Source organism: Micromonospora sp. WMMD729 (assembly GCF_049315225.1).
GTDB lineage: Bacteria > Actinomycetota > Actinomycetes > Mycobacteriales > Micromonosporaceae > Micromonospora.
This window is the reverse complement of sequence record NZ_CP186059.1, coordinates 6,364,133-6,381,416: the sequence shown is the minus strand read 5'-3', so window position 1 is coordinate 6,381,416 and position 17,284 is coordinate 6,364,133. Positions and strand designations below refer to the sequence as shown.

The window sequence follows — 17,284 nt, the reverse complement described above, 5'->3', positions numbered from 1 at the left end:
CGTGCCTTCTGTTTGCGCAGGTGGGACAGGGCAGCTCGGATGAATGTTCCCCGCCCGCGCTTACCCATCGAGGAGCGCGCCGATCACCTGGTCGATCAGCAGGCCGACGATCTCGCGGGTGATCATCTGGAAGATGGGGATCTCCGCCAGCGAGGCGCCGAACGTGGCCACCGCCGTCGCCACCGCCTGGGCGATCTCCACCGACAGGATCACCAACTGCACGATGACCTGGATCTTCAGGGCGAGGACGATGGCACCGATGATGATCAGACCGGTGCCGGCCAGGGTGGCAGCGAGCGCGCCATCCTGCAGCACCTGCACCGGCCCGTCCTGCTCGGTCCAGTACGCCTGGAAGGCGTCGATGTCGGCACCCGCGTTGACGGCTACGACCGGCTGGGCCGCCTGTCCCGCCTCCGTCGTCAGGGTTTGCAGGGTCCCGCTGAAGGCGAGCCACCGTTGGCCCATCTCGACCAGCGCGGTCTCGTCCGCCTGCGGCCAGTCGTACCCGATCATGCTGAGGAAGGTGGTCAGCTCACCTGGTAGTTGCAGTCCCACGTCGCCTCACCCGAGTTCCTGGCCGAGACCGCTCAGGTGGGCCGTGATGGCCCGCTCGTCCTCGTCGACCAGGTGTGCCATCCGGTTGAGGTCGACGCCGACCACGCCAAGCTCCTCGATTGCCGACTCGAAGCACTCCGCGGCGTACGCGGTCACCTCCTCGCAGGCGGCGCCGATCAGGCTGCCGATGTCGTCGTTGCCCCAGGGTGCGCCGAACCCCTGCAGGTCGGCCAGGAAGGTGCGCAGTTCGGTGAGGAAACGATCCGAGATGTCCTGGAGGTTGGTGCCTGCCCCGCGCAGGCTGTCCGGGTCCATTATTCGGGCCATGTCAGGCCTTTCCGCCGGAGGCGAGCCGGTCCTGGACGCTGCCGAGCGTGTCGATGAGCCCCTGCAACTGCGGCACCGCGCCGCGTTGCAGCTCACGCAGTTGCTCCAGCATGCCCGAGGTGTCCGTCGCGGCGGTGCCGTCGGCCAGCGCTTTCCGCAGGTCCGCCAGGGCTGCGTTGGTGGCCGTACGGATCTCCTCGGCCAGGCTCTCTGACGCCGAGCGCATCATCCTCGGGTCGATCCACACCGACTCGATGTGTCCACCCGGGAGGGCGACCACGCGTACCAGGCCGTCGGATGCCTCGCCGACGCCTTGGAGGGGAGGCGCCACCTCGCTCGGCGCCTCTGGATCGCCTCCGGTGTGACCGCGGTCGAGCGTAGACAGCAGCTCCGAAATGGACCTGCTCAAATCCGAGGGGTTCGTCACGATCCGCAGTGTAGTAATCCCGCGACCGTCACCTCAGCCCCGGAACCGGCGCCACGCTCGCGCCGATCTTGCGCTTTCGGTTGCCCGAATGCAAAGAATGCCCGTTTTGCCGCGACAGAAAGTGCAAGATCGCGGGGGCTGCGGGGGTCTTAGGGCTACAGGCGCAGGGCTTCGGGGGTGTGTAGGCGGAGCATGGTGGCGGCTACGTCGGCCGGTGCTCTGCGGCGGGTCGCCATGGAGACCGCGACCATCACGGTGAACGCCAGCGGCACCGTCCAGGCGGCCGGCTGCGCGGTGAGGGTGGCGGGCCAGCCGGACAGTGGCGGCCCGAGAACGGTCACCAGCACCGCGCCGATCGCAGCCCCACCGCCGACCAGCACCCCGGCCGCCGCGCCCAGGTCGGTGAGCCCGCGCCACCAGATGCCCAGTACCAGCAGCGGGCAGAAGCTCGACGCGGCGACGGCGAAGGCCAACCCGACCACCTGGGAGACGTCCAGGCCGGAGACGTGCAGGGCGAGTACCGCCGGCACGCCCCCGGCGATGACGGTCGCCAGGCGGAAGCCGCGTACCGAGCCCCGGCCGAGCACGTCCGTCGAGATGACCCCGGCGACGCTGGTCAGCAGGCCCGACGAGGTGGAGAGGAAGGCGGCGAACGCACCCGCCGAGACCAGCGCGGCGAGCAGCCGCCCGGCCAGCCCGTCGCCGAGGACCGCGCCGGGCAGCAGGACCACCACCGCGTCGGTCTGCCCGCTGACCAGCAGTTGCGGGGTGTAGATCCGGCCCAGCACCCCGTACAGGGTGGGCAGCAGGTAGAAGACGCCGACCAGGGCCAGCACCACGAGCGTCGTCCGACGGGCCGCCGCGCCGTCCGGGTTGGTGTAGAAGCGCACCAGTACGTGCGGCAGGCCCATGGTGCCGAGGAAGGTGGCCAGGATCAGCGAGTACGTGCCGAACAGGCCCCGGTCGTCGGCGCCCGCGGCGCTGGGCAGCAACCAGTCCGCCGCGTCGGTCGCCATCCCGGACACCTGCGGCACCGGGTCGCCGGCCGCGAAGGTCAGTTCGTCGCCGGGGCGTACCTCCCGGATGTCGCCGTCGGCCAGGGTGAGGGTCGCGCGATGCTCGACCACGACGGTGGTCGCGGTCCGGAACGTCGGCCCGTCGGGCGGCGTCACCGCCGGGCGGCCGTCGGCCTGCCACTGCAGCGCCAGGAAGATCACGGGTACGGCGAGAGCCGTCAACTTGAGCCAGTACTGGAACGCCTGGACGAAGGTGATGGCCCTCATCCCGCCGAGCGCCACGTTCGCGGTCACCACGGCCGCGACCAGCAGAGCACCCACCGGGTACGGGGAGCCGGCCACCGTGGCCAGCGTGAGGCCGGCGCCCTGCAACTGCGGCACCAGGTAGAGCCAGCCGATGAAGATCACGAAGGCGGTGGCGAGGATGCGCAGGCGGCGGGACCCGAGCCGCAGCTCGCAGAAGTCGGGCAGCGTGAACGCGCCGGAGCGGCGCAGCGGCGCGGCCACGAACAGCAGCAGGGCCAGGTAGCCGGCCGCGAAGCCGACCGGATACCAGAGCACGTCCACGCCGTACTTGAGGACCAGGCCGGCGATGCCGAGGAAGCTCGCGGCCGACAGGTACTCCCCGCCGATCGCGGCGGCGTTCCAGGTCGGACTGATCGCCCGCGAGGCGACCAGGAAGTCGGACGTGGTCCGGGCCAGCCGCAGCCCGTAGAAGCCGATGCCGACGGTGACCAGGGTGACCGCGACGATCGCCGGGACCACGTAGCCGTTGCCCACGTCAGCGCTCCGGCCGCTGCACCAGATCGGTGAAGTCCTGCTCGTTGCGTTCGGCCAGCCGCACGTACGCCCAGCCCACCGCGATCAGGAACGGGAACGAGGCCACCCCGAGCAGCAGCCAGGGCAGGTTCACGCCGACCACGGTGGTCCGGCCGAGCGACGGCGCGATGGCGAACAGCCACGGCAACCCGCCCAGCCCGATGACGACCACCAGCGACAACCGCAACGCCAGCGCGAGCTGGGCCCGGACCAGGCCACGGACCAGCGCCTCGCCGACCTGGGTCTGCTGGGCCAGCTCCACGCGGGTCCGCTCGGCGCGCGTGTCGCGCCGGGTGATGTCGGCCAACACGATCCGTTCCCGCCGGGGCGGCGGGACCGCACCGCCCGACCCCACGTCAGGGAGTTGCTTGGCCACCCCGGCAGTCTTGCCCGCCTCGCGCGATTGTCAAGCGCCGACGCTCATCAGTACCGCAGACCGAGGCAGTACGTCGAGGTGGTGTGCACCGGAATCCTCGCCAGTTCCGGGCGAGCGCGCTCCCGGCCGACGTTCGTCGCCCAGAGACCGTCCCGGGGCAGGTCGGCGGCGAGCCGGGACAGTGCGCACACCCGCATCGGCTCGGGCAGCCGGGCCAGGGCCGGTACGGCGTCCGCCGACAGGCCGGACACGTAGTCGACGTCCAACCGGCCGGTCTGCAGGTACCTGTCGACGTTCCGGTCGGCGATCAGCCGATCGGGGTTGACCAGGGCCAGCCCGAGCAGCGCCAGCACCGCCGTGCCGATCACCAGCCGGGGCAGCCAGGTGGCCCGCAGCCGTACCACGGCCACGCCGACCAGCACGAACAGCAGCCCGAGCCACAGTTCGACGGTCGCCACGACGAGCCGCAGCCGGGTGGCCCCGTACGCGTCGGCGTAGACCTGCATCCGGTAGAGCGCCGAGGCGACGATCACCAGGCTGAGCGCGGTGAGCGCGCCGAGCAGAACGCGGACCAGCAGCCGGTCGGTCCGGGTGGCCTTCGGTGCCCGGCGGGCGGCGACGGCGATCACCAGCAGGGTGAGCCCGGTGACGGCGAGCAGTTGCCAGAAGCCGCTGCGCGCGTACTGCGCGTAGGTGAGTCCCGACGTGCGCAGCACATGCCCCGAGCCACCGAACAGCACCGTCAACTGGACCAGTACGAACGCCGCGAACAGGGCGTCGAGCAGCACCAGCGGAAGCGTCCACTCGAGCCGGTGCGCCGGCCGCGACGGCCCAGGCCGCAGGTCGTCGAGGTTGGGCGGTCGACTGACCAGGTACGCGGCACCCAGCAGGCCGCCACCGATCAGCAGCAGCCGGAACGTCCACCCGATCGTGCCGGGTACCGAGATGTCGGGCAACAGGCCGCTGACCAGGTCGGCGAAGACCGCGTCGGCGGAGGAGAAGAGCAGACCGAACAGCGTCAGCAGACCGGCGGAGATCGCCACGCTGGTCAGCACCCGTCCGACGGCGATCCCCGAGCTGGCCGCTCGGTTGTCGCGCAGCCCGCGTACCGCCCAGGGGAGCGCCCGTACCGTCGCGGCCGGCGGCAGGGTCACGGCCAGCAGCATCCCGAGCGGGCTCCGCCCGCCGGTCACCGCGAGCGTCCCGGTCACCACGGCGGCGAGCAGGCAGAGGGCGAAGAGCCAGCCGGCTGCCCGGAGGGTACCCACGCCCACCAACGCGACGGTCGCGGCCGCCCAGACGACCTGCGCCGCCCGCCCCGATGCCCCCGTGGCATCGGGACGGGCGGTGGCCGCCGGCGTGGCCTGGGCCGCCGGCGGGGTCTGAGCTGCCGGCGTGGCCGTGGCCGCCGGCGTGGCCTGGGCCGCCGGCGTGGCCGGGGGCGTCGGGGCGACCTGGCTGGGCGGCGTGGTGGTCGGGGTGATCTGTGCTGCCGGCGTGGTCGTGGCGGCCTGACCGGCGGACGTGGTCGAGGTGACCTGCGCTGTCCGGGTGGCCGGGCCGGCGGACGTGGCCGGCGCGGTCGAGGTGATCTGGGCCGTCGGGGCGGCCTGGCCGCCGGACATGGTCGACGTGGTCGTGGTGGCCTGGGCCGTCGGCGTGGCCGGGCTCGGCTGGCCGGTTGCGATGGGCTGGGTCCCCGGAGACGTCGGAGACGCCGGAGCCGGCGGGGCGGGCGACGACGTCGGCGTCACCGACGCGGGTGGGGCGCCCGACGGTCTGGCCCGAACGACGGCGGCGACGGCGAGCGCGGCGCTGCCGGCCACCACGGCCACCAGCCAACCGAGTCCGGGACGGACCATCGTGATCGTCGACGCGCCGAGGATGGCAGCCGCCGCCAGCGCCGCCAGGACGAGCGGACGCGAGGCACCCGATGGCCCTGGCCAGCGCCGCTCGATGAGCGACGGTGGCCGGGGCGCGAGGAGCGGCGCAGCCATCGGCTGAGGCCAGGCCGGTACCGGCCGTCCCGCAGGGCCCATGGCCGGTGCCGCTGGGCCACCGGCCGGCGGTGTGGCTGGACCTCTGGTCGGCGCGGCCGCTGGCCCACCGGCAGCCACGGGACCATTGGTCGGCGCGGCCACGGCGCCACCGGTCGGCCCGGCCACGGCGCCACCGGTCGGCACTGCCAAGGGGCCACCGGACGGCAGTGCCGACGTGCTGGCCGGCGGTTGCGCCGGTGCGTCGGCGGCCGGCGTCGCCGGGACGCTGGTCGGAGGCGGAGTGCTGCCAGGGGTGGTCATGCGACCTCTCCTCGGTGTGGTCCGTTGTTCGGGATGGTGACCTGGATGCGGCACCCGGGACGGGTGCCCTTGGCGACGCCGACCGGGTCGAGGACCGCGATCCGGCCGCCGTGGAGTTCGACGACCCAGCGGGCGATGGCCAGACCGAGGCCGGTGCCACCCCCGGCGGCGCGGTCACCGCGGGTGAACCGTTCGAACACCCGGGACCGCTCGGCCGTCGGGATGCCCGGCCCCTCGTCGCTCACCTCGAAGTGGAGCTGGCCGGCGTGCTCCTCGGCGCGCACCTGCACGGTGCCGCCCGGTGGGCTGTGCCGGGCCGCGTTGTCGAGCAGGTTCGTGAACACCTGGTGCAGCCGCCACGGGTCCGCGTGCACCGTCAACGGCCCGGCCAACTCGTGCAGCCGGAAGTCCACGTCCAGCCCCGCGCCGGCTGCGCTGGCCGTGGCGTGCTCCACCGCCTCGTCGAGGAAGTCCCCCACGTCCAGGTGGACCCGGCGCAGCGGCACCACCCCGGCGTCGAGACGGGACAGGTCGAGCAGGTCGGCAACGAGATGCCCGAGCCGTTCGGTCTGGGACAGCGCCGCGCGCAGGGCCGCCGGCTCCGGTTCGGCCACCCCGTCCACCATGTTCTCCAGTACGCCCTGCAATGCCGTGATCGGCGTCCGCAGCTCGTGGGAGACATTGGCGATCAGCTCACGCCGCCGTTGGTCCGCCGCGTGCAGGTCCCCGGCCATCTTGTTGAACGCCTGGGCCAGCTCACCCACCTCGTCCCGGGAGCTGGCGCGTACCCGACGGGTGTAGTCGCCGCGGGCCATCGCCCCGGCGGCGGCCGTCATTTCGCGCAGCGGTGAGGTCATCCCGTGGGCGAGCACCTGCGAGATGACCAGCGCGATGCCGATGGAGGTGATCGCCGTGCCCGGTGGGAGCCAGCCGACGCCGTACCAGAAGTAGCCGATGGCCACCGCCCAGGAGGCGACCAACAGCACGCCGAGCTTCATCTTTATCGAGCGGACCGGGTCGAGGGGGCGGGGAAGCACCCGGTTCAGCCAGTTCACCAGCCGGCCGGTCACGCGGGGACCTCCAGGGCGTACCCGACGCCGTGGACGGTCCGGATCAGGTCGGCGCCGAGCTTGCGGCGCAGGGCCTTGACGTGGCTGTCCACCGTGCGGGTGCCGGTGCCGTCCGCCCAACCCCACACGTCGGCGAGCAGTCGCTCCCGGGGAAGCACCGTGCGGGGTCGCCCGGCGAGGTGCAGCAGGAGGTCGAACTCGGTGGGCGTGAGGTGCACCTCCGCGCCGGCCCGGCGGACCCGCCGCTCGGTCTCGTTGATCTCGATGTCGCCGAGCCGGATGGCGGGTGGCGCGGGGGTCGCGGCCCGTTCCATGCGGCGCAGCAGCACGTGGACGCGGGCGGCCAGCTCGCGCATCGAGAACGGCTTGGTGAGGTAGTCGTCCGCGCCGACGGCGAGCCCGACCAGCAGGTCCGTCTCGTCGTCGCGGGCGGTGAGCATCAGTACCGGAACCGGCCGGACCGCCTGGATACGCCGGCACACCTCCAGACCGTCGAAGCCGGGCAGCATCACGTCGAGGACGACGAGATCCGGCTGCCCGGTCCGGAACCGCTCGACCGCGCTGGGGCCGTCCGTGGCGATCTCCACGGCGAAACCCTCGGCGCGGAGTCGGGCGGCGACCGACTCGGCGATGGTGCGTTCGTCCTCGACGACCAGGACGCGGCGTTCCTTCATGGGGTCTGACTGTAGGGAGCCGCCGTGGAGATCAGTGGGTGGCGTTGTGAACAACCTGTGGAGAACCGGTCAGCCCTGTGGATAACTCGGCGGTAATGGCAGCCGGCCTCCCGGAACGTCCGAGGTTCGTTGTGGACGACCAACCGAGCTGTCAGGGTGGACCGGTAGAGAGGAGGTGTGACGGTGACCAATCCTGCCCGGCCCGGCCGGGGTGACGCCTGGACGGTGGACGACATCCAGGGCCTCCCCGAGGACAACCAGGTCTACGAGATCTTCGACGGGAGCCTGCTCGTGTCCCCCCATGCGGACGTCTTCCACGGCGCGGTCGCCAACCGCCTCCGCCGGATGCTCGATCGGCAGGCACCGGCAGGTCTGCTCGTCGGCCAGGCCATCGGCGTCAGTGCCAAACGCTCGTCGTACTTCGTTCCGGACCTGTTCGTCGCGCACGAGAGCGCGATGGATCGGGGTGGTGCGGCGCTCCACGGCCCTGGTGGATACCGCGAGCAGGTCGTCGTTCCGATCGGCGAGGTCTATCGCAGCGAGCAGCCGTTCCCTCTCACGCTCGCGCTCGCCGACATCTTCTGATGGTCAACCGGGCACGCAGCGGGGCCGGTGGCGCTGCCACCGGCCCCGCTGACGCCACTGTCAGGCTGCCGGTACGACCAGGTCCGCCGACATGCTGCCGTTGCTCGGCACGTTGAAGAGCGCGAGCTTGCGGGTGCCGTCGGGCTGGGTCACCAGGTAGCGGCCGCTGACCTGCTGACCCTCACCGATGGAGGCGTCGTAGGTGAAGTAGACACGCTGCGGGCCCTTGAGTCGCATGGTGAAGCGGCCGTCTTCGATCCCACCGCTGCCGGCGATGTCGCCGGTGTCGGCGCTGCGGGCCACGACCCAACCGCTGGTGTAGGCGGTGCCGTCAGGCGTGCGGAAGGTGCCGGCGAGCGTCACCCCGCTGTCGAGCTGCGCATCCTGCCTGGCCGCCGCGCCGGCGGTGACGGTCACCGGGGTCGCGGTGAACCGGCTGGGCTTGTCACCCGACCACTCGCTGGCGTACTGGCCGTCGCTGAACACGACCGGCCAGGCGTACGGCCCGAGGTTGCGCAACGTGTAGACGCCGTTCGCGTTGGTGGTGGCGTCGTTCACGCCGACGCCCGGGTGCGCGGTCAGCACGGAGACGTCGATGCCCTGGATCGGCTTGCTGGCGGAGTCGGTGACCGTGCCGGTGATGGTGCCCGCCCGGTCCATCCGGACCTGTGGGCCGGTCGCCACCTGACCGACAGTGGCCGTGACGGTGGCGGCCTGCCGCTCGTCGCCGGTCCCGCCGTCGACGCCCACCCACTGCCGACCGTAGGTGGAGCCGAGCGGTGCGGCGAAGAGCTTGTAGGTGCCCGCGGCCAGTGGTCCCACCTGGATCCGGCCGTTGCGGTCGCTGCACTCGCCGTAGCCGTCGCTGAGCGCGGCCTGCTTGGGCAGGAACGCGTCGAGGCAGACGTCCGACAGCGGCGTGCCGGTCTGCCGGTCGACGATGGTGGTGGCGATGACCGCGCCCGGCCGGAGCTTCACGGTCAGCTTGGTGGTGTTGTTGGCCTTGACGCGTACGCCGGTGAGCTGGCGGGAGAAGTAGTGGCCGTCCGGCGCGTACAGGAAGAGGTCGTGCTGACCCTGGGGCAGGTCGCTGACGGTCACCGTGCCGCTGCCGTTGCTGCACACGGAGTTGGCGCAGAAGTTCGCGACCGGAGCGCCGGTCACCGAGTCGACGGCCGAGACGGCGACCGATCCGGTGCCGAGCAGGCTGTCCGCGATGGTCGTCTGCTGCCCGCCACGGATCTCGACGACGTCGGCGGCCTCGGCCGTCAGCTTGCCGCGGTAGTACTGCTGCCGGTCGTCCTTGGAGAACCCGACCTTGTAGGACCCCTGGAGCACCTCGACGGTGAACCGACCGTCGGAGTCGGTCTGCGTCCATGCTCCGCCGTACGAGTTCGCGGTGGTGATGTCGACCTGGGCGTTGGCCAGGGCGGCGCCGGTCGCCGTGGTGAACCGGCCGGTCAGGCCACCCACCGGCAGCACCGTCTCGTTGACCTCGGTGACCGCGTCCAGCTTGACCTCGAAGACGCTGGCGCCCTCCTCGTCGAGCTTCCCCGGTACGTACTGGGTCTGGTAAGAGCCCTCGATCGGGTTGAAGCTCACCCGGTAGCGGCCGGGTAGCGCGTTGATGGCGAATCGGCCGTCGTCGTCGGTGGAGCCACCGGCCCAGCCGTACGTGTCGACCTCGTTGGCGCTGATGCTCACGTTCGGCACGGGGCTGCCGGCGGCGTCGACGAGCCGGCCGCTGAGGGTCCCGGTGCCGAAGAGTTGCTCGTCGACGGTGGTGGTGCCTCCGGCGGTGACGGTCACCGGATCGGCGTCGAACATCTGCGACTTCTGGTGGTGGTACTGCTCGGGGCGCAACCAGGGGAAGTACCCCACCCGGTAGGAGCCGGCCGGCAGGTTGGCCACGGTGTAGTTGCCGTCGGCGTCGGTGCTGGTGTAGCCGGCGCTCTCGTAGTCGTCGGCGGGGTAGACCTGGACTACAACGTCTGCGGCGGGTGCGCCGTTACTAGTGGTCAGTCGTCCGCTGACCGCGCCCGTCGCCGCGGCCTGGGCCGGGGTGGCGCCGGGCAGCACGAGTGCTGCGACGACGGCACCGGCCAGCAGGGCGCGGCGGGCTGGGGATTGCTGCATCGATGTCCCAACGTGAGGGTGGTGGGGCGGCCTGAGCAGGCTCCGCCCGCACCGACCCTGCGCCCCGTACGGGACCGGCACACGGACGATAGGTCACCGACGATGGCTACGTAACCGGCCGATCGGCGCTTCCGTCCTCAATGGAATCAGTCGAGACCGATGCGCTCCGGTCGGGCCGAGGCGGAGCCGAGCCAGGTGTGCGGGTTGCCGCACCAGCACCAGCCCAGCTTCGGCGCGCCCTGGCTGATCCACAGCGCCGGTACCCGCTTGTCGCCGCACCGCGAGCCGACCAGCGAGAAGCACCTGTTGCTGGCCAGCGACCCGGGGTACAGCGTGATGAGGGCGAGCCCCTCGTCGATGGTGAGCGGCAGCCGGTTCTGAGCGGTCATGCCCTCCATGGCCGCCGCCGGGGCGAGGTTGCGGAACTCCTCACCACGGTCGACGTCGAAGAGGAGGTACGCCGGTCCGGCAGGCACCTCCAGCTCCTTGATGGGGTCGAAGCGCGGCAGGTCGTCCTCGGCGTAGTGCCGGTCGAGGAAGCCGGGCTTGCGCTTGCCGGCCAGGGTGGTGAGTTCGAGTCGGGGCTCCACGCCGATCAGGTCCCGCGTCACGACCAGCAGGAAGGGCACCCGCGCGTCGGTGGGCGCGGGCAGGCCGACGGCCCCGTCGACCGCTCGGGCGCGCAGCGGCGCGACCAGGTCGCGGAAGGTGTTCTCCGGCATTCCGGCGAGGGCCGGGTAGCCCAATCGCACCAGGCGGTCGAGTTGGCTGTCGAACTCGGTCTCGGCGTCGAAGGGGGTTTCGGTCACGGCGGCCCTCCCGGTTGTCGTACGACGTAGCGTACAACGTACGGGACGGTCGCGGGCATTCCCGTTCAGCGACTCCAATCCTGCTTCGCGGCCCTGACCAGCTTGTCCTTCAGCTCGCGGGTGTGCCGCCTGCTCACCGGCAACTCGGTGGAGTCGACCACCACCACGTAGCCGGAGTTCACCAGGCGCAGCTCCGCGATCAACTTCAACTGCACCAGGTACGACCGGTGCACCCGGACGAAACCCGCATCCGCCCAGCGTTCGGCGAGCGTCGCCAGCGACACCCGGACCAGGTGCGACCCCTCGGCGGTGTGCAGCCGGGCGTAGTCGCCCTGCGCCTCCACCCACCGCACCGCCGAGCGCGGCAACATGCGGGTCGTACCGGCCAGCTCGATCGGGATGGTCGGATCCTCCTCGGCCCGGGCCAGCGCCGCCGGGTGCGACGGCACCACCCGCGACCCGATCACCCGCCGCAGCGACTCGGCCAGCCGCTCGGCGCGTACCGGTTTGCGGACGTAGTCCGTGGCGCCCAGGTCGAAGGCGTCCACCGCGCCGTCGTCGTACGCGGTGACGAAGACGATCGCCGGTGGCCGGGCGAACCGGCGCAGCACCCGGGCCAGCTCCATGCCGTCCAGGCCGGGCATCCGGATGTCCAGGAAGACCACGTCCACGTCGCCGTCGCGGAGCAGCCGCAGCGCCTCGGTGGCGTCCCCGGCCGTGTGCAGGCGGGCCACCCGGGGATCGGCCCGCAGGTGGTACGCCAACTCGTCCAGCGCGGGCGGCTCGTCGTCCACCGCCAGCACCCGCAGGAAACCGGAGGCGTTCACCGGGCTGCCCGCATTCGCTCGCTGCGCTCGCTCACGAACCGGCCCGTACGCCCGGGTGGAACTTCGGCACCCGCACGCTCACCCGGGTGCCCGAGCCCAGCCCGGTCTCGACGACCAGACCGAAGCGGTCACCGAAGACCGAGCGCAGCCGTTCGTCGACGTTCGAGAGGCCGACGTGCCGGCCCGTGTCGTCGCCCGGGTCGCCGGTGCTGCGGGCCAGCTCGGCGATACCGGCGGTCAGCGTGGTCGGATCCATACCCACCCCGTCGTCCTCCACCGTGATGTGGCATTCGGCGCCCGCGTCCCGGGCCTCGATGCTCACCATGCCCGTGCCCGGCTTGCGGGACAACCCGTGGCGCACGGCGTTCTCCACCAGCGGCTGGAGACAGAGGAACGGCAGTGTCACCGGCAGCACCTCCGGCGCGATCTGCAACCGCACCTGCAACCGGTCGCCGAAGCGGGCCCGTTCGATCGTCAGGTACCTGTCAATCGACCGCAGCTCCTCGGCGAGGGTGGTGAACTCCCCGTGCGCCCGGAACGAGTACCTCGTGAACTCCGCGAACTCCAGGATCAACTCCCGGGCGCGTTCCGGGTCGGTGCGGACGAACGAACCGATCGCGGTCAACGCGTTGTAGATGAAGTGCGGGCTGATCTGCGCCCGCAGCGCCCGGATCTCGGCCCGCGCCAGCCGCTCGCGGGACGAGTCCAGCTCGGCCAGGGCGAGCTGGTTGCCGGCCCAGTGCGCGGTCTCCAGGGTGGCCTGCACCAGCCCCGGCGCCGGCGCGTTGTCGGCGATCGCCACCAGCGCCCCGACCACCCGGGCGTCGGCGCCGTGCAGCGGCGCGATCACCGCACCCCGGATCGGGCAGTCCACCCGGTCACAGCGCAGGTCGGACTCGCCGAGCACGGTCGACCGCCCCGAGTTGATCGACCGCTGGGCCGCCGCGAGCAGTTGCTCGCCGTGGTGCGTGCCGCGTCCGTCGAGGGCGAGCACCGCGTCGGCGTCCGTGAGCGCCAGTCCGACCGCGCCCACCAGGGCCCGCAGATGGCGTACGGCCTTCGCCGCGCCCGCCGCACTCAGCCCCGCCCGCAGCGGCTCGGCGGCCAGCCCGGCGGTGTGCAGCACCTCGTAGGTGGCCCGCTGGGTGGCGGTGGCGATGCCGCGCCGGGCGCGCAGTCGCAGCACCGCCAGCAGAGCCGCGGTCAGCGCGGTGACCAGCGAGACGACGCCGACGACGGCGGAGAGGTTGCCACCCACGCAGCGATCCTGACGGGTCGCCGGCTCCGGCGCTAGTACGCGCCCTTGCGGGCGAGCACCACCCCGACGGTCCGCCACAGGATGCTCAGGTCGTACGCCAGTGACCAGTTGTCGACGTAGTAGAGGTCGAGCCGGACGGCCTCGTCCCACGACAGGTCGGAGCGGCCGGAGACCTGCCACAGCCCGGTCATGCCCGGGCGTACCAGCAGACGGCGTCGCACATCGCCCAGGAAGTCGCCGTCGTCGGCGGGCAGCGGTCGCGGCCCGACCAGCGACATCTCACCCCAGAGTACGTTGATCAACTGCGGCAGTTCGTCCAGCGACGAGGCGCGCAGGAAGCGGCCCACCGGGAAGACCCGGGGGTCCTGCTTCATCTTGAACAGCATGCCGTCGGTCTCGTTCTGGTCGGTGAGGCTGGCCAGCCGGTCCTCAGCGTCGACGTACATCGTCCGGAACTTCCACACCCGGAACGTGCGTCCCTCGTGTCCCACCCGCGGCTGGCGGAAGAAGACCGGCCCGGGGTCGGAGATCCGGATCGCGATCGCGATCGAGATGAAGAGCGGGATCAGCAGCAGCAGGCCGAGGCCGGCGGCGACCCGGTCCATCAGGTTCTTGGCCAGCAGCGCCGGCCCGGAGAGCGTCGGCTCCTCGACGTGCAGCAGGGGCAGACCCTCGATCGGCCGGATGTGCACCCGCGGGCCGGCGATGTCGGTCAACTGCGGGGCGACCACGAGATCGACCCCGGAACCTTCGAGCTGCCAGGCCAGCCGGCGCAGCTCACCCGGCTCGGCGCTGGCCGACCCGCACACGGCGATGGTGTCCCCGCCGACCTCGCGGACCAGGGCGAGGACGTCGCGGCCGGAGTGCACCGGGACCGGCGTCGGCACTCCACGGGCCGCCGCGTAGCCGTCGGTGATGTGGATGGCGACCGGCATCAGGCCGGCGGCCGGGCTGCGGGTGACCGCCGCGTAGACCTCCAGGCACTCCGGCAGGGTGCCGACCAGCACCATCCGGTGTGCGGCCTGACCGGCCCGCCGACGGATGTAGTGCAGCGCCCAGCGGGCCACGAAACGGCCCCACAGGATCAGCAGCAGCGCCCCGAGCAGCGCGGTGCCCACCGTCCACCGCGACAGCGCGGTCTTGGTGGCGAAGGCGAGGAAGGAGACGCTGGCCGCGACCGTGACCGCGGCCCTGATCACCCGCTTGAACTCGTCCGGACCCAGCCCGAGATACCGCCGGTCGTACGCCCGGTTGCTCCAGAGGATGACCACCCAGCCCAGCGGGAGCAGCAGGTAGGAGATGGTGTGGAACCAGGTCGGGTCCTGGTTGGTGCCGGAGAAACCCGAGGCGGCCTGGTCGAAGAGTTGGATCGCGATCCAACTGGCGAACGCCGCCGCCCCGAAGTCGAGCAGCAGCAGGATCGCGGTGTAGGGGCGGTGCCACCGGGAGACACGGCGTCGCGCCCTGGCCCATGCCGACCGAGGCACGCCGTTGTGTGACGGCGGCGTCGGCGGCTGGATCTCGAAGCTGTCGACGTGCCGCACGAGTCTGCTCCGGCCTTCGTTGGATACCGGGCGCTGGAGGCTTGCCGTCACCTCACCCATGTCCTCCCGCATGACACGTGCCGCTCACTCGCCGTGAGGGCCCGGGTCGCCCACCGTCCCAGTCTCCCACGCGGGCTCCGGCCGGTCGCCGCCCCGCAGGAGATTGGCGACCGATGGTGTCGGCGGGATCTGGCCGGCTCCGCACCATTTCAGAAGCCGGGGACCGGGCCACTATACCGATGGATGCCCGTGTGGCGAGAACGGTGGACCGGAGGTTCGGCTCACTCGGGCTGATTCCGCTCTGTAGTCGCCCCGTGGGATTACTCACCGTACGAGGCGGGACAACCGTCGGTCAGCGAGCGGCTTGCCGCCGGTCTGACAGGTGGCGCAGTACTGCAGGCTCGAGTCGGCGAACGAGACCTCCCGCACGGTGTCCCCGCAGACCGGACAGGGCAGGCCGGTACGGGCGTGCACCTTCAGCCCGGACCGCTTCTCGCCCTTCAGCTCGGCGGCACGCTGACCGAGGGACCGCTCGACGGCGTCGCCGAGCACCTGCCGGGTCGCCGCGTGCAGGGTGGCGAGCTGGGCGTCCGTGAGCCGATCGGTGATCGCGAACGGCGACAGCTTCGCCGCGTGCAGGATCTCGTCGGAGTACGCGTTGCCCACCCCGGACAGCACCGACTGGTCGGTCAACACCCCCTTGACCTGCCCGCGTCGGCTGCGTAGCCGCTCGGCGAAGGTGGGGAGGTCGGCGGCGAGCGCGTCCGGGCCCAGCTTGGCCACCCCGGGCACCGCCGTCGGGTCGGTGACCAGGTACGCGGCCAGCTTCTTCTGCGTACCGGCCTCGGTGAGGTCGAATCCGGAGCCGTCGTCGAGCCGGACCCGCACGGCGATCGGGCCCTTGCCCGGCCGCAGCGGGGTGGCGGACGGGAACGCCTCCCGGTAGTGCAGCCAGCCCGCCCGGGCCAGGTGCACCACGAGATGCAGGTCACCCTCGATGACGACGTCGAGGAACTTGCCGTGCCGACGGGCGTCGACCACCGTTTTGCCGGCGACGGCGGTGGGTGCCGGGTCGTACGTCTTCAGGGCGCTGATCGCGGCGATCTCCAGCCGGTCGACACGCCGCCCCACCGCGCGCTGCCGCAGATAACCCGCGAGCGCTTCAACCTCCGGTAGTTCGGGCACCAGCCAACGGTAGCCTTCTTTCCCGTGAGAATCGTGGTGGCGCACAACCGGTACCGGGAAGCTCAGCCCTCCGGCGAGAACACCATCGTCGACGCGGAGATCGCTCAGCTCACCGCCGCCGGTGTCGAGGTGCTGCCGTTCATCCGCAGCTCGGACGAGATCCCCTCGATGTCGAAGGCCGCCAAGGCGCTGCTGCCGATCTCACCCATCTGGGCGCCGCGCGCCCAGCAGGACCTGAGCCGGCTGCTCACCGAGCGCCGGCCGGACGTCCTGCACCTGCACAACCCGTACCCCCTGATTTCGCCCTGGGTGGTGCGGACCGCGCACCGGCACGGCGTGCCGGTGGTGCAGACGGTGCACAACTACCGGCAGGTCTGCTCCTCGGGGATCTACTTCCGCGACGGCGTGATCTGCCAGGACTGCAAGGGCCGGGCGCTGGGCGTGCCGGCGATCAAGCACCGGTGCTACCGCGACTCGGCGGCGCAGAGCGCGCTGATGGCGACCACCCTGGCCGTGCACCGGGGCACCTGGCGGTCGGTCGACCGGTTCGTCGCGCTCACCACGGCCATCGCCGACCACCTGCGCGACTACGGCATCCCGGACGACCGCATCGTGGTGAAGCCGAACGCCGTCCCCGACCCGGGCCGACCGGCGCCGCTCGGGGACGGCTTCCTCTACATGGCCCGACTCTCCCCCGAGAAGGGCGTTGACCTGCTGCTCGACGCCTGGCGACGACACCCGGCGGGCACCCTGGGCACGCTGCGGATCGCCGGCGACGGCGAACTGCGCCCGCTGGTCGAGGCCGCCGCCGCCGAACGCCCCGATGTGGTCTACCTCGGGCAGCTCGACCGCGCCGGGGTGCGGGCCGCGGTCGAGGCCAGCGCCGTGGTGATCGCGGCGTCGATGTGGCACGACGTGCTGCCGACCGTGATCATCGAGGCGCTGGCGAGCGGTCGCCCGGTCCTCGGCACCGCGTTGGGCGGCATCCCGTACCTCGTGGGAGCGGACGCCCCGCACGAGCCCGCCGGCACCGGACCCGCCGAGATCGCCTCGGCGGTCGCCGGAGGCGGTGGCCCGGCCATGCCGGCCGGGATCGGTCTGGGCGATGCCGGCTGGGTGGTCGCCCCGGAGCCGGCCGCGTTAGCCGCCGCCCTGCCGGTCGCCCGAGCCGGCGCGCCCGGGCTGACCCTGGCGGCCCGCACCCGCTACGAGCGCACCTTCCACCCCGACGTGGTGACGAAGCAACTAATCGACATCTACGCGGGCGTCGCCCGCACCCCCAACCCCGCCTGACCTCAGACCCTGCCGCCCCCGCCCTCAACCCCGCGATCTTGCACTTTCTGTCGGGGCAATACTGGGCATGATGCCCAAAACGT

The 17,284-nt window shown here is 72.0% G+C and carries 17 protein-coding genes; 3 read left to right on the top strand and 14 right to left on the bottom strand.

Annotation, left to right across the window (positions count from 1 at the left end):
• Positions 1-60: 60 nt before the first annotated feature.
• The 6 genes from ACN263_RS29460 to ACN263_RS29435 form a co-directional block, all read right to left on the bottom strand.
• Positions 61-555 (bottom strand): hypothetical protein, encoded by a 495-nt coding sequence (locus ACN263_RS29460; protein ID WP_422737466.1) that lies wholly within the window; start codon positions 553-555, stop codon positions 61-63.
• A gap of 6 nt (positions 556-561) precedes the next feature.
• On the bottom strand, positions 562-870 hold the full coding sequence (locus ACN263_RS29455) for a hypothetical protein (RefSeq protein ID WP_422737465.1): 309 nt from the start codon (positions 868-870) through the stop codon (positions 562-564).
• Between the two features lie 13 nt (positions 871-883).
• The gene (locus ACN263_RS29450; protein ID WP_422737464.1) at positions 884-1,213 is read right to left on the bottom strand and encodes a YbaB/EbfC family nucleoid-associated protein; all 330 of its coding nucleotides are present in this window, start codon (positions 1,211-1,213) and stop codon (positions 884-886) included.
• 251 nt (positions 1,214-1,464) lie between these two features.
• The gene (locus tag ACN263_RS29445) at positions 1,465-3,105 is read right to left on the bottom strand and encodes a cation acetate symporter (RefSeq protein WP_422737463.1); all 1,641 of its coding nucleotides are present in this window, start codon (positions 3,103-3,105) and stop codon (positions 1,465-1,467) included.
• Position 3,106: 1 nt separating this feature from the next.
• The gene (locus ACN263_RS29440) at positions 3,107-3,520 is read right to left on the bottom strand and encodes a hypothetical protein (RefSeq protein ID WP_422737462.1); all 414 of its coding nucleotides are present in this window, start codon (positions 3,518-3,520) and stop codon (positions 3,107-3,109) included.
• 47 nt (positions 3,521-3,567) lie between these two features.
• Positions 3,568-5,004 carry a DUF4153 domain-containing protein gene (locus ACN263_RS29435; RefSeq protein WP_422740866.1) on the bottom strand — a complete coding sequence of 479 codons (1,437 nt, stop codon included), beginning with the start codon at positions 5,002-5,004 and terminating at the stop codon, positions 3,568-3,570.
• Between the two features lie 49 nt (positions 5,005-5,053).
• On the opposite strand from ACN263_RS29435, the gene ACN263_RS29430 reads away from it, so the two are divergent.
• Positions 5,054-5,524 carry a hypothetical protein gene (locus tag ACN263_RS29430; RefSeq protein WP_422740907.1) on the top strand — a complete coding sequence of 157 codons (471 nt, stop codon included), beginning with the start codon at positions 5,054-5,056 and terminating at the stop codon, positions 5,522-5,524.
• A 292-nt stretch (positions 5,525-5,816) separates the two neighbouring features.
• On the opposite strand, the gene ACN263_RS29425 is transcribed toward ACN263_RS29430, so the two are convergent.
• Together ACN263_RS29425 and ACN263_RS29420 are read right to left on the bottom strand one after the other, a co-directional pair.
• A complete protein-coding gene (locus ACN263_RS29425) occupies positions 5,817-6,890 on the bottom strand; it encodes a sensor histidine kinase (RefSeq protein ID WP_422737461.1) in 1,074 nt (357 codons plus the stop codon).
• Positions 6,887-7,564, bottom strand: a complete 678-nt coding sequence (locus ACN263_RS29420; RefSeq protein WP_422737460.1) for a response regulator transcription factor — start codon at positions 7,562-7,564, stop codon at positions 6,887-6,889. Before ACN263_RS29420 ends, ACN263_RS29425 begins: the two co-directional genes overlap by 4 nt.
• 183 nt (positions 7,565-7,747) lie before the next feature.
• Here ACN263_RS29420 and ACN263_RS29415 point away from each other — a divergent pair, with 183 nt between their 5' ends.
• A complete protein-coding gene (locus ACN263_RS29415) occupies positions 7,748-8,149 on the top strand; it encodes a hypothetical protein (RefSeq protein WP_422737459.1) in 402 nt (133 codons plus the stop codon).
• A 60-nt stretch (positions 8,150-8,209) separates the two neighbouring features.
• On the opposite strand, the gene ACN263_RS29410 is transcribed toward ACN263_RS29415, so the two are convergent.
• The 6 genes from ACN263_RS29410 to ACN263_RS29385 form a co-directional block, all read right to left on the bottom strand.
• Positions 8,210-10,285: a carboxypeptidase regulatory-like domain-containing protein gene (locus ACN263_RS29410; RefSeq protein WP_422737458.1), complete on the bottom strand. Its 2,076-nt coding sequence runs from the start codon at positions 10,283-10,285 to the stop codon at positions 8,210-8,212.
• A 146-nt stretch (positions 10,286-10,431) separates the two neighbouring features.
• A complete protein-coding gene (locus ACN263_RS29405; protein WP_422737457.1) occupies positions 10,432-11,094 on the bottom strand; it encodes a DUF5701 family protein in 663 nt (220 codons plus the stop codon).
• A 65-nt stretch (positions 11,095-11,159) separates the two neighbouring features.
• Positions 11,160-11,921, bottom strand: coding sequence for a LytR/AlgR family response regulator transcription factor (locus tag ACN263_RS29400; RefSeq protein ID WP_007453674.1), 762 nt, complete (start codon positions 11,919-11,921; stop codon positions 11,160-11,162).
• A 31-nt stretch (positions 11,922-11,952) separates the two neighbouring features.
• The gene (locus ACN263_RS29395; protein ID WP_422737456.1) at positions 11,953-13,179 is read right to left on the bottom strand and encodes a sensor histidine kinase; all 1,227 of its coding nucleotides are present in this window, start codon (positions 13,177-13,179) and stop codon (positions 11,953-11,955) included.
• Between the two features lie 32 nt (positions 13,180-13,211).
• Positions 13,212-14,783, bottom strand: a complete 1,572-nt coding sequence (locus ACN263_RS29390; protein ID WP_422740865.1) for a sugar transferase — start codon at positions 14,781-14,783, stop codon at positions 13,212-13,214.
• A gap of 264 nt (positions 14,784-15,047) precedes the next feature.
• Positions 15,048-15,908, bottom strand: coding sequence for an Fpg/Nei family DNA glycosylase (locus ACN263_RS29385; protein WP_422737455.1), 861 nt, complete (start codon positions 15,906-15,908; stop codon positions 15,048-15,050).
• A gap of 24 nt (positions 15,909-15,932) precedes the next feature.
• Between ACN263_RS29385 and ACN263_RS29380 the strand changes: the two genes are divergently transcribed.
• Positions 15,933-17,201: a glycosyltransferase gene (locus ACN263_RS29380; protein WP_422737454.1), complete on the top strand. Its 1,269-nt coding sequence runs from the start codon at positions 15,933-15,935 to the stop codon at positions 17,199-17,201.
• Positions 17,202-17,284 lie beyond the last annotated feature (83 nt).